The sequence below is a fragment of the Bradyrhizobium sp. genome, from assembly GCF_049586575.1.
GTDB lineage: Bacteria > Pseudomonadota > Alphaproteobacteria > Rhizobiales > Xanthobacteraceae > Bradyrhizobium.
This window is the reverse complement of record NZ_JBAVCF010000397.1, coordinates 1-11726: the sequence shown is the minus strand read 5'-3', so window position 1 is coordinate 11726 and position 11726 is coordinate 1. Positions and strand designations below refer to the sequence as shown.

The 11726-nt window shown below is 62.7% G+C and carries 14 protein-coding genes; 8 read left to right on the top strand and 6 right to left on the bottom strand.

The window, feature by feature from the left end:
- The 3 genes from WB528_RS15825 to WB528_RS15815 form a co-directional block, all read left to right on the top strand.
- Nucleotides 1-662, top strand: a 662-nt coding sequence (locus tag WB528_RS15825) for a heme ABC transporter permease (RefSeq protein WP_423889353.1), incomplete at its 5' end; no start/stop codon positions are given.
- 4 nt (nt 663-666) lie between these two features.
- Nucleotides 667-846: a heme exporter protein CcmD gene (ccmD, locus tag WB528_RS15820; protein ID WP_423889352.1), complete on the top strand. Its 180-nt coding sequence runs from the start codon at nt 667-669 to the stop codon at nt 844-846.
- Nucleotides 843-1436, top strand: a complete 594-nt coding sequence (locus tag WB528_RS15815; protein WP_423889351.1) for a DsbE family thiol:disulfide interchange protein — start codon at nt 843-845, stop codon at nt 1434-1436. Before ccmD ends, WB528_RS15815 begins: the two co-directional genes overlap by 4 nt.
- A gap of 6 nt (nt 1437-1442) precedes the next feature.
- On the opposite strand, the gene WB528_RS15810 is transcribed toward WB528_RS15815, so the two are convergent.
- From WB528_RS15810 to ftsY, 3 genes are all read right to left on the bottom strand, one after another.
- The gene (locus tag WB528_RS15810; protein ID WP_423889350.1) at nt 1443-1616 is read right to left on the bottom strand and encodes a hypothetical protein; all 174 of its coding nucleotides are present in this window, start codon (nt 1614-1616) and stop codon (nt 1443-1445) included.
- A 40-nt stretch (nt 1617-1656) separates the two neighbouring features.
- Nucleotides 1657-2265 carry a septation protein A gene (locus WB528_RS15805; protein WP_423889349.1) on the bottom strand — a complete coding sequence of 203 codons (609 nt, stop codon included), beginning with the start codon at nt 2263-2265 and terminating at the stop codon, nt 1657-1659.
- 124 nt (nt 2266-2389) lie between these two features.
- Nucleotides 2390-3328 (bottom strand): signal recognition particle-docking protein FtsY, encoded by a 939-nt coding sequence (gene ftsY, locus WB528_RS15800; RefSeq protein WP_423889348.1) that lies wholly within the window; start codon nt 3326-3328, stop codon nt 2390-2392.
- 27 nt (nt 3329-3355) lie between these two features.
- Here ftsY and WB528_RS15795 point away from each other — a divergent pair, with 27 nt between their 5' ends.
- Complete coding sequence (locus tag WB528_RS15795; RefSeq protein ID WP_423889347.1) at nt 3356-4087, top strand: RluA family pseudouridine synthase; 732 nt, start codon at nt 3356-3358, stop codon at nt 4085-4087.
- A gap of 200 nt (nt 4088-4287) precedes the next feature.
- Here WB528_RS15795 and mtaB read toward each other — a convergent pair whose 3' ends face one another.
- Together mtaB and dapF are read right to left on the bottom strand one after the other, a co-directional pair.
- Nucleotides 4288-5559: a tRNA (N(6)-L-threonylcarbamoyladenosine(37)-C(2))-methylthiotransferase MtaB gene (gene mtaB / locus WB528_RS15790; protein WP_423889346.1), complete on the bottom strand. Its 1272-nt coding sequence runs from the start codon at nt 5557-5559 to the stop codon at nt 4288-4290.
- Nucleotides 5556-6428 (bottom strand): diaminopimelate epimerase, encoded by an 873-nt coding sequence (dapF, locus tag WB528_RS15785; protein WP_423889345.1) that lies wholly within the window; start codon nt 6426-6428, stop codon nt 5556-5558. The genes mtaB and dapF overlap by 4 nt, the downstream gene beginning before the upstream one ends.
- A gap of 402 nt (nt 6429-6830) precedes the next feature.
- Here dapF and WB528_RS15780 point away from each other — a divergent pair, with 402 nt between their 5' ends.
- Nucleotides 6831-7496, top strand: a complete 666-nt coding sequence (locus tag WB528_RS15780; protein ID WP_423889344.1) for a GyrI-like domain-containing protein — start codon at nt 6831-6833, stop codon at nt 7494-7496.
- Nucleotides 7497-7501: 5 nt separating this feature from the next.
- The gene (locus WB528_RS15775) at nt 7502-8221 is read left to right on the top strand and encodes an SIMPL domain-containing protein (protein WP_423889343.1); all 720 of its coding nucleotides are present in this window, start codon (nt 7502-7504) and stop codon (nt 8219-8221) included.
- Between the two features lie 69 nt (nt 8222-8290).
- Here WB528_RS15775 and WB528_RS15770 read toward each other — a convergent pair whose 3' ends face one another.
- Nucleotides 8291-9271 (bottom strand): MBL fold metallo-hydrolase, encoded by a 981-nt coding sequence (locus tag WB528_RS15770; RefSeq protein ID WP_423889342.1) that lies wholly within the window; start codon nt 9269-9271, stop codon nt 8291-8293.
- Between the two features lie 474 nt (nt 9272-9745).
- Here WB528_RS15770 and ffh point away from each other — a divergent pair, with 474 nt between their 5' ends.
- Together ffh and rpsP are read left to right on the top strand one after the other, a co-directional pair.
- Nucleotides 9746-11296: a signal recognition particle protein gene (ffh, locus tag WB528_RS15765; RefSeq protein WP_423889341.1), complete on the top strand. Its 1551-nt coding sequence runs from the start codon at nt 9746-9748 to the stop codon at nt 11294-11296.
- Between the two features lie 51 nt (nt 11297-11347).
- Nucleotides 11348-11683 carry a 30S ribosomal protein S16 gene (gene rpsP, locus WB528_RS15760; RefSeq protein ID WP_422251914.1) on the top strand — a complete coding sequence of 112 codons (336 nt, stop codon included), beginning with the start codon at nt 11348-11350 and terminating at the stop codon, nt 11681-11683.
- The last annotated feature ends 43 nt before the right edge of the window (nt 11684-11726 follow it).

Sequence of the window (11726 nt, the reverse complement as noted above, 5' to 3'; positions counted from 1 at the left end):
CCGCGATCCTGCTCGCGGTCGGCCTGTACCAGTCGGCGATGGCACCCGAAGACTATCAGCAGGGCGCTACCGTGAAGATCATGTTCATTCACGTGCCGAATGCCTGGCTGTCGATGTTCGTCTGGGGCGTGATGAGTCTTGCTGCGCTCGGCACGCTGGTGTGGCGGCATCCGCTCGCCGACGTCGCCGCGAAGGCCGCAGCTCCGATCGGCGCTGCCTTCACCTTTCTCGCGCTGGTGACGGGCTCCCTGTGGGGCCGGCCGATGTGGGGCACGTATTGGGAGTGGGACGCACGGCTGACATCGGTTTTGATCCTGTTCCTGATGTATCTCGGCCTGATCGCGCTGTGGCGGGCGGTCGAAGACCCTTCGCGGGCCGCGCGCGCCGCCGCCGTGCTGACGCTGGTCGGCGCCATCAATCTTCCGATCATCAAATTTTCGGTGGACTGGTGGAACACGCTGCATCAGCCCGCTTCGGTGATGCGGATGGGCGGGCCGGCGCTCGATCGCGCCTTCCTGATTCCACTCCTGGTGATGGCGCTGGCGTTCTCTCTTTTGTTCATCACGCTGCACCTGGCGGCGATGCGCAATGAAATCCTGCGCCGCCGTGTGCGCGCGATGCAGATGATCCAGGTGGCGCAAGCCGGCCGGCGTCGGGCCTGACGCCATGTCGCTTGGCCCTTATACGACCTTCATCGTCACCTCCTATCTGGTGGTGCTGGCGGTCGTGGTGTTGCTGATCGCGTGGATTGCGATCGACTATCGCCGCCAGAAGCGGCGCTTGAGCGAACTTGAGTCCGACGGGATTAGCCGCCGCTCCGGACGCAGCACGACGGACAGGACATGAGCGCACCCACATCCAACGACGCACCGCGACGTCAGCGCTGGTTGATGGCGCTGCCGCTTGTCGTCTTCGCAGCGCTCGCTGCGATCTTCTGGTTTGCGCTCGGCGACGGCGACCCTTCGCGCATTCCATCCGCTCTGATCGGCCATCCCGCGCCACAAACCCCGTTGCCGCCGCTTCAGGGACTTGCCAGCGATGGCGCGCCGATCCCGGGCCTCGATCCCAGCGTCTTCAAAGGCAAGGTGAGCCTCGTCAATGTCTGGGCGTCGTGGTGCGTGCCCTGTCACGACGAAGCTCCGTTGTTGACCGAGCTTGGTCGCGACTCGCGGCTGCAAATTGTCGGCATCAACTACAAGGATTCCGCCGACAACGCGCGACGCTTTCTCGGCCGCTACGGCAACCCGTTCCGCATTGTCGGCGTCGACGCCAATGGCCGCGCGTCGATCGAATGGGGCGTCTACGGCGTGCCGGAGACCTTTATCGTCGGGCGCGAGGGCACAATCATGTACAAGCTGGTCGGCCCGGTAACGCCAGACAACATCAACACCGTCCTCCGCACCGAGATCGACAAGGCGCTGAAGGCGGGTTCCTGAGCCGAGCTAGCCTGGCTGGCCGTACCGCGATTCCAGCGACAGATTGTGAAACAACCGCTTGCTGACAAGGTGGAGGAAATAAAAGCCGAAGCTGACGATGCCGGCAATGCGGAGCGGCACCATTGAGCCCGTGGAGATCATCTGGCCGACACGGAACCGTCTGCTGCGCTTGCGCTGCAACAGAAAGGGCTGCGGGGCTAACGGCTGAGCGGACCGCGGCTCAATTGGTATCCCTGCTTACGTCGCCTTCCGCCGCGTCGCTCGCCTGCAGCGACACAGGCTCAAGATGGAAGCGCTTGATCAGCGGCATCTGGATGACCGCGAACGCCATGGTCAGCGGGATCACGCCGAACGCCTTGAAGCCAACCCAGAAATCGGTGCTCTGCGTCCGCCAGATGACCTCGTTCAGGATTGCCATTGCGAAAAAGAACAGCGCCCATCGCAGTGTGAGAATGCGCCAGCCCTGCGGGGTGAGGTTGAACATCTGATCGAACAGAACAGCGATGAAGGAGCGCCCGAACAGAAGGCCGCCGCCGAGGACCAGCGCAAACAGGCCATAGATGATGGTGGGCTTGACCTTGATAAAGGTCTCGTCATGCAGCACCAGCGTGAGCGTGCCGAACACGATGACGACAATGCCCGTGACGAGCGCCATCAGCGGTACGTGCCGCGTCACGAGATAAGAAGCGAGCATTGCCGCGATGATCGCCACCATGAAAGCGCCGGTTGCGACAAACAAATGGAACTTGGCATTCGCGATAAAGAAGACGAGCAAGGGCCCCAATTCGATGGCGAGCTTGAACAGTGGATGCGGCTTGGTCTTGTCCATCATTAAACCTTCGTTGCCGTCATCATCCGCGAAAGCGGATGATCCAGTACTCCGAGACGCCTTGTGACTACCCATGCCTCGGCCTACTGGATGCCCCGCCTTCGCGGGGCATGACAAGAGAAACCTATCCGTCGATCCCTGCGATGGCTTTTGCGAAATCTCCCGCCGTGAAGGGCGCGAGATCGTCGATGCTTTCGCCGACGCCGATGAAGTGGACTGGCAATTTGTATTTCTCGGCCAGCGCCACCAGGATTCCTCCCCGAGCGGTGCCGTCGAGTTTGGTCATTACAAGGCCGGTGACGCCAGCGATACGATGAAATGCCTCGACTTGCGAGAGTGCGTTTTGTCCCACGGTGGCGTCCAACACCAATAGAACTGCATGCGGCGCTGAGTCATCGACCTTCCGGATCACACGAACGACCTTTTCCAGCTCGTTCATCAACTCGGCCTTGTTTTGCAGCCGCCCTGCCGTATCGATCAGCAGCACGTCGCACTTCTCGTCGCGCGCCTGCGATAGCGCGTTGAAGGCAAGGCTTGCAGAGTCCGAGCCTTGCGCCCCCGCAACAACCGGCGATTTGGTCCGTTCGCCCCAGACCTTCAACTGTTCGATCGCGGCCGCGCGGAACGTGTCGCCCGCGGCCAGCATCACCTTGCGGCCCTCGGTGGCAAACTTTGCCGCCAGCTTGCCGATGGTGGTTGTCTTGCCAGAGCCGTTGACCCCGACAACCAAAATGACAAAAGGCTTTTTCGTTTCGTCGATCGTCAAGGGCGTTGCAACCGGCGCCAGCACCTTTTCAACCTCGGTTGCAACCACGGCCTTCACTTCGTCGGCCGAGATCGACTTGTCGTAGCGGCCGTGGCCTACGGCGGCGGAAATTCTCGCGGCGACCTCGGTTCCGAGATCGGCGCGCAGCAGCACATCCTCGATATCCTCGAGCATGGTGCTATCGAGCTTGCGCTTGGTCACGAGATCGGCAACCGCCGTCCCGAGCGAGCTCGATGTGCGCTTCAATCCGCTGGATAGCCGCCGCCACCAGCTCTGTTTAGGTGCTTCCTCAGTCATGGCGGGGTGTGTTAGCCGTTTCGAGCCATGAACGAAAGTCTTGAAAGTTTCAACCGAACGATTGACGTTCCCCAACTGACGGCGGAGGAAATCCTGGCTCGCGTGCTTCACCGCGACGGGTTGATGCTGGTGATCGACAAGCCGGCGGGGCTTCCCGTTCACCGGGGCCCGAAAGGCGGCCCGAATCTGGAAGCATCGTTCGATGCGTTACGGTTCGGCCTGCCACGCCCGCCGGTGCTGGCGCATCGACTCGACAAGGACACGTCCGGTTGCCTCGTGCTCGGACGGCATCGCAAGGCCACGGCATCACTCGGGCTTTTGTTCAAGCACGGCAAGATTTCAAAAACCTATTGGGCCGTCGTCGAGGGGGGCCCCGCCCAGGCCGAAGGCACGATCGACATGCCGCTCGGCCGGCTCAACGCCGAGCGCGGCTGGTGGCAGAAGGTCGACCCCGATGGGCAACAGGCGGTGACGAACTGGAAGGTGATGGGACGTGGCGATGGCCTCACCTGGTTGGCGCTTGAGCCCGTCACAGGCCGCACCCATCAACTGCGCGTGCATTCGGAGGCTCAGGGCTGGCCAATTGTCGGCGACAATATTTACGGCAACGGCCCGCGCTTCGGCGAGCCGCGCCTGCATCTGCACTCCCGCGAGATCGGGATTCCCATTTCAAAGAACAAGGAACCGGTGCGCGTGGTGGCGCCGGCGCCGGAACATATGCGGGAGCGCTTGCGCGCCTGCGGATGGAATGGCGAATAAGTAGCCGCTAACTGAGCCGTCATCACCCGCGCCAGGGGTTCGCCGGGGCTGGGTTCATGGGGCGCCGAAGCTCTAGCGAAGTCGGCAAGCGGGTGATCCAGTATCCGGGAGACGCCAGTGATAAGCCGAAGGGCCGCAACATACTGGGTCGCCCGGTCAGGCCGGCCGATGACATCTGAGCCGGACGACCAGCCGCTGAGCTAGACCGCTAGCCGCGCGCCATCGTGGCCTGCGATCGCAAGCCGCCGCAACGTTCCCGGCATTTCGCCGCGGATAGCAACCGGCAGGAAGTGTTCGGTGCGCCCTTGCGTCGCGCTTTCGATCAACACCTCACGAACTCGGCCGATCTCTGCTTGAAGGCGTTTCGCCAACGCGACATCGCCCGCGGCGCGCAAACGCCTGGCGCGATCCCTGATCAAAACGCCCTCGACCGGCGGCATGCGGGAGGCGGGCGTGCCCGGGCGCGGCGAATAGGGAAACACATGCAGGAAGGTCAGACCGCATTCCTCCACGAGATCGAGCGAGCGGATGAACATCTCTTCCGTCTCGGTCGGGAAGCCCGCGATAATATCGGCGCCGAGGGTGATATCGGGCCGCAGGCGCCGCACCTCCGCGCAAAAATCGATCGACTGTTGCCGGGAGTGACGGCGCTTCATCCGCTTCAGAATGAGGTCGTCGCCGGACTGCAGCGAAAGATGCAGATGCGGCATCAGCCTTTGGTCGGCAGCGAGCACATCCAACAGATCGTGATCGACCTCGATCGAGTCGACCGAGGAAATGCGCAGTCGTTTCAGTTCGGGCACCTGCCGCAAAATCTGCCTGGTCAATTGACCGAGTTTCGGCGCGCCTTCGAGATCCGCGCCATAGCTTGTGAGATCGACCCCGGTCAGCACGATCTCGGGATGACCGCGTTCGACCAGCGCGCGGACCTGCGCGACCGCCGCCTCGACCGGCACCGAGCGCGAATTGCCGCGGCCGAACGGAATGATGCAGAACGTACAGCGATGATCGCATCCGTTCTGGACCTGCACGAAAGCGCGCGGCAGGCCGTTTTGCAATCCTTCCAGAACCGGCGTCGCCATCTGGCGGACCGACATGATGTCGGTGACCGCAATCTTGTCGGTTACTTCGATCTTGTGCGTGCCGGCTCCGTCAAACGCGGCGCGCGCACGCCGCCAGGCATCGCCTCGCATCTTGTCGTCATTACCGACGACCCGGTCGACCTCCGCCATATCGGCGAACATCTGCGCCTGGGTCTGCGCCGCGCAGCCGGTGACGACGATGCGCAACGAGGGCCGTTCGCGCTTGAGCCGGCGGATCGACTGCCGCGCCTGCGCGACCGCCTCATTGGTGACCGCGCAGCTGTTGATGACGATGGTGTTATTGAGTCCGGCGCGCTCGGCCTCTGCGCGCAAAACCTCGGACTCGAAGGCGTTGAGGCGGCAGCCAAAGGTGACGACGTCAACGCTCATGCGACTGATGCGAATAACGCCGGATCGAACTGGCCTTCATATTCAAAGGCCGCCGGTCCGGTCATCAGGACGTGGTCGTCGCGGTCGCGCCACTCGATAGTGAGATCGCCGCCGGGCAAGGTAATTTGCACAGTCCGCTCGGTCCGCTTCAGTCGCGCGGCCGCGACCGCCGTGGCGCAGGCCGCCGAGCCGCAGGCCTTGGTCAGCCCCGCGCCCCGCTCCCAGGTGCGGATCGTTACGTGGTCGCGATCGACAATATGGGCGAGCGTAATGTTGGCGCGCTCGGGAAAGATCGGGTGGTTTTCAAGCAACGGCCCGAAGCGGCGGAGGTCATAGGCCTCAACGTCGTCGACCCAGAAAATCGCGTGCGGATTGCCCATGCTGACGACGGACGGTGTGTGTAAGATCGGCGCATCGATCGGGCCGATCTGCAGCTCGATGCCGCGCGTATCGCGAAATTCCTCGGCGAGCGGAATTTCCCGCCAGCCGAACTTCGGCGGCCCCATGTCCACCGTATAAAGATCGGCGGACGGTCCCTGCCAGCAATTCAGGAGCCCGGCGCTGGTCTCGAAGGTGACGGCATTTTGGCCGGAGGCCTCGAACACGCGGCGCGCGACGCAGCGCATGCCGTTGCCGCAGGCGCCGGCTTCCGAACCGTCATTGTTGTAGATGCGGATGAAGGCTTCCGTACCCTCAAGCCGCGGGGGCTGCAGCACCATCAGCTGATCGAAGGAAACCCCTTTTGGGGAGGCAACCGCGCGCGCCTCATCCGCCGTGACAGTGCCGGGCCGGTCGCGCAAATCGACCACGACGATCTCGTTGCCGATCCCGTTCATTTTCACGAAGCTATGGTTGGCGAGCGCGCTCATAAAGCCTGTCCGATCACGCTAGTACCGCTTTCGATCTGAAGTCCCTGAACAGCAAGCGGCAAATCGTCTCCAGAGACTTCAGATCGAAAGCGGTACTAGAATCGTGAATTTTTGAGTGCCCTTTGCTTTCCGAAGTTCGCAAAAGGTCTTGCTGAGGCGGTGCGCGAACTTCGGAAAGAGGGCACCAGCTTTATATGGCCAATAACACCGGATTAGCTAGATGTTGGTTTATCTGTGTCACCGCCCCCTGCCCGGCGGGGAGGCCCATGAAATATCCGTAAATATCTGTCATGGGACGAACGGCGCGCCGGCGTGTTAGATATCGAAGGCTCGCTCTGTCCGCATGATCCCGAACATTTCAGGCAAAAGCGCGGACGAAACGACGCCAAGGAGAATAGCCCGATGAATTGCCCTCGCTTGTTCCGCTTCGCCCTGGCCCCAGTAGCGGTGATCTTTGTGGGTATTGCCACAGCGCAAGCACAGGCGCCGGCGCCTTCCACGCCAGCCCCTTCGGCTACCCCTGCCCCGCCGCCGGCCGAAACCAAATCTCCGGGGGATTTGCCGTCGACCGCGCCGCCGGCACCCGCCCCTGCGCCGGTTCAGAAGGCGGACCCCTTCGGCGAGGAAATTACGCTGGCCCCGAAAACGGTGATTGTCACCAAGGGCACGGCGAACTGGGACACCGCGTTCGAGACGCTGCTCGGATCATTGAAGACGCTTTCGGCCGAGCTCGAGAAACAGGGCGGCAAAGTGGCCGGCAACTCGATGATCGTCTACACGTCCACGGACGACACCGGTTTCAGCTACCTGGCGGAGATACCGGTCGAAGCGGAACCGAAGAACCTGCCGAAGACGATCAGCGTCGCCAAGTCGCCCGAGGGCAAGGCGCTCAAATTCGTCCACCGCGGCTCGTATGACAACATGGACAACACGTACGAAGCCATCACCAATCATCTCGATGACAAGAAACTCGAAGCCAAAGACACCTTCATTGAGGAATACATCACCGATCCCCTGAAGACGCAGGAGGACAAGCTGGTGATCAATGTCTATGTGCCGCTGAAGTGAACGCCATGAGAAAGCGTATTTTGCTTCGCGCTTTCTGCCTCGCCGCTTCTGTTAGCGGCGCACCGTTCGCTGCGCACGCGCAGACGCCGGCGGCGCCGCCGGCCGTCATTTCGGTGACCGGCGAAGCCCGTATTTCCGTGCCGCCCGATCTGGCCCAGGTCGATGCCGGGGTGACCTCCGAAGCGAAGACGGCCCGCGAGGCTTCGGACGCCAACAACACGGCGATGGGCAAGGTGCTGTTGGCGCTGAAAGGCGCCGGCATCGACGAGAAGGATTACCAGACCTCGCGGCTGTCGTTGCAGGCGCAGAACTCGGTGGCCAGGCCCGGCGCGCCTCCCACCATCACCGGCTATCGCGCCAGCAACCGGGTGACGATCCGCCTGCACGACGTCGCCAAGGTTGCCAATGTCATCGATGCGCTGGTCACGGCCGGCGCCAACGAAATTGGCGGCGTCAATTTCATGGTGTCGCAGGCGTCAAAGCTGCTCGATGATGCGCGCCAGCAGGCGGTCGCCGATGCCCGCCGCAAGGCTGAGATCTATGCGAAAGCCGCCGGCGTCACGTTAGGAGCTCCCTTGAGCATTTCCGAAGAAGGCGCGGCACAACCGCTGTTCCGTGCCAGGATGGCGGCACCGATGGCAGCAAGCCCCGTGCCGATTGCACAGGGCGAAGAGACGCTGTCGATTACGGTCGGCATGACCTGGGCGATCAAGCCGGCACAATAAGATCATCGTCGCATCGTCGCCACGAACTCGAATACCCTCCCCCCTTGCGGGAGACGGTGAGAACGACAGCTAAATCTCCACCACCTGCCCCGGCTTGAGCGCGACGAAACGCTCGGGCGGAATCTTCGCTTCATCCAGCGCCTGCGCGAGCGCAATCACCGGCGCGTCGATCGCCTCGTCGGTCAGCTGGAAGGTGCCATGATGATGGGCGAGTGCCTGCGCCGCGCCACAATCGGCGAGCGCTTTCACAGCATCCGACGGGTTCATGTGCTGGTCCCGCATGAACCAGCGCGGCTCATAGGCACCGATCGGCAGGATCGCCAGCCGCAGCCGGCCGTGCGTCTCCGCAACGCGACGGAAATGCTTGCCATCGCCGTAACCGGAATCGCAGACGATGTAGAGTTTGCCAGCGCGGGTCTCCAGCACGAAGCTCGCCCACAGCGCGCGATTGCGGTCGAACATTCCGCGCGCCGACCAGTGCCGGGTCGGCACCAGCGTAACCGCGATGCCGCCACCGAGTTCGACGCGTTGATGCCAGTCGAAGGCTTCGGCCTTGATCGCGTCATCGTAACTCCGCATCGTCACATCGTTGCCGAGCGGCGTGATCACCCGTGGAGAAAATTTCGCCGCCAGTCTTGAGAGCGTCGCGACATCGAGATGATCGTAATGACCGTGCGATACCAATAAGACGTCGATGTTTGGCAGCGCCTCGAAAGCGATACCGGGATCGTTGCGCCGCTTCGGCCCGGCAAAGGAAAATGGCGAGGCGCGCATCGACCATACGGGATCGACCAGAATATTGAGCGCGGCGGTCTGGATCAGCCAGCTTGCGTGTCCCACAAATGACAGCCGCGCCTTGTCCCCCTCGACACGCTTGGGCGGGGTGTCGGCGTAAGGACTCGGCGCCCATTCCGGCCAACGCTGGCGCTGGCGGTCCCGGCTGAATTGCCAGCGCAACACGCTACGGAGGGATTTCGGCGGCACGCCGTCGGGATCGAAGAACCGTTCGCCATCGAAATGGTCGGACGGCGGGCCGGAATAGGCTGGCATATGGGAATCCGGACCAGACAGGGCGTTGATCACCGCTCTATCATCATCTCGCGACTTTTTTCACGCAAATCGGCTCACCCTTCGGGACACTTGTGCAGTCCCAATCGGGACCAAAGCCCGTCGCGGCCCTAAAGTTGGGATATCGAACAAAAATGAAGGCCATCAGACCGAGCACGACGAGGCCGAATACGACGCCCAACACGTCACCACGCTTCGGAACCCACGGAGCCAATTGCATACTACCATTATAGTGCAGACCGGGCCGCGCTGTGTCGGCTTTCGACTGTACCGTTAATGATTTGCGAATTGCCGTTCCGACAAGTTTCCTTGACTTTTCACCTCTGGGGGCGCTTAACCTGCGCGAATTCATCGGAAAGATTTTCTTTTCGACCCGCCGACCGGCCCAGGAGGCCGGAGGCCAACGCCCGACAGCGCGATGCGCCCTCGGGCGCAAAATTGTTTGGAGCAACGGCCTTGTTCGACAATCTGTCGGAAAAGCTTGGTGGCATTCTCGATCGGCTGACGCGGCGCGGGTCGTTGACGGAAGCCGATGTCGATGCGGCGATGCGCGAGGTGCGTCGCGCCTTGCTCGAGGCCGACGTTTCGCTCGACGTGGTCCGCAGCTTTACTGAAAGGGTCCGCGAGCAGGCGATCGGCGCCACCGTCGTCAAGTCGGTCACCCCCGGCCAGATGGTGGTGAAGATCGTTCACGACGAGCTGGTCGCAACCCTTGGTTCCGACGGCCAGAGCATCGACCTCAACGCGGTGCCGCCGGTCGCGATCATGATGGTCGGCCTGCAAGGCTCCGGCAAAACCACCACGACCGCAAAACTCGCTCGGCGCTTGACCCAGCGCGACAAGCGCAAGGTGCTGATGGCCTCGCTTGACATCTACCGCCCGGCAGCGATGGAACAGCTTGCGGTGCTCGGGCGCGATCTCGATATCCCGACGCTGCCGATTGTCGCCGGGCAGAAGCCGGCACAGATCGCCAAGCGCGCGCTCGAAGCCGGCAAGCTCGGTGGCTACGACGTCGTGCTGCTCGATACCGCCGGCCGCACCACGCTCGACGAAGAGATGATGAGCGAGGCCGCCGAAATCAAAGCGGTCGCCAATCCGCATGAAGTACTGTTGGTGGCGGATTCGCTCACCGGCCAGGACGCGGTAAATCTCGCACGTGCGTTCGACCAGCGCGTCGGACTGACCGGCATCGCGCTGACACGTGTCGACGGCGATGGCCGTGGCGGCGCCGCACTGTCGATGCGCGCGGTCACGGGAAAGCCGATCAAGCTGATCGGCACCGGCGAAAAGACCGACGCGCTGGAAGATTTTCACCCGAGCCGCATTGCCGGCCGCATCCTCGGCATGGGCGACGTGGTCTCCCTGGTCGAGAAGGCCGCCGCCAATATCGACGCCGAAAAGGCTGCGCGCACGGCCGAGCGGATGCGCAAGGGCCAGTTCGACCTCTCCGACATGCGTGAGCAGTTGCTGCAGATGGCGAATATGGGCGGCATCTCGGGCCTGATGGGGATGATGCCCGGCGTTTCGAAAATGAAAAGCCAGATCGCAAACGCCGGGATCGACGACAGGATTTTGAAACGCCAGGTCGCGCTGATCGATTCGATGACGCGGCAAGAGCGCAAGAGCCCCGACATTCTCAAGGCAAGCCGCAAGAAGCGGATCGCGGCTGGCGCCGGCGGCAAGGTCGAAGATCTCAACAAGCTCTTAAAGATGCACCGGAACATGGCCGACATGATGAAGGCCATGAGCTCAGGCAAGCGCGGCCCGCTTGCCGGCATTGCGCAAGCGATGGGCTTTGGCGGCGGCATGCCGACGCCAGAACAGATGAAGGCGATGGCCGAGAAGATGCCGCAAGGCACGGGCCCCGGCGGCATGCCCGCGCTGCCCAAAGATATTCCCGCCGGCCTTCGCACCGGCTTGCCGAATTTGCCGGGACTGACCGGCCTGCCCAACAAGCCGACCTTGCCGGGCCTCGGCGGCTTTCCAGGCCTGGGCAAGAAGAAATAACCAAGAGATCAATTTCACCCTTATTCGAACCGACACATCAAGGAGAACTCAATGGCCGTCGTTATCCGCCTTGCTCGCGCAGGCACCAAGAAGCGTCCCGTCTATCACGTCGTCGTTGCCGACTCGCGCTTCCCGCGCGACGGCCGCTTCATCGAGCGTCTGGGCCATTTCAACCCGCTCCTGCCCAAGGACAACACCGAGCGGCTGAAGCTCGATATGGACAAGCTCAAGGCCTGGCTCGCCAAGGGCGCGCAGCCGTCGGACCGCGTGATGCGTTTCCTCGACGCTGCCGGCGTGAAGAAGCGCGAAAAGCGCAACAACCCGGAAAAGGCCGTGCCGCGCAAGGAGCGCAAGGCGCAGGCGGAAGCCGCCGCGAAGTCGGCGTAAGCCGCTCGGCGCGCGACGGTGCCCGCACAGGTCTGCGTCGCCC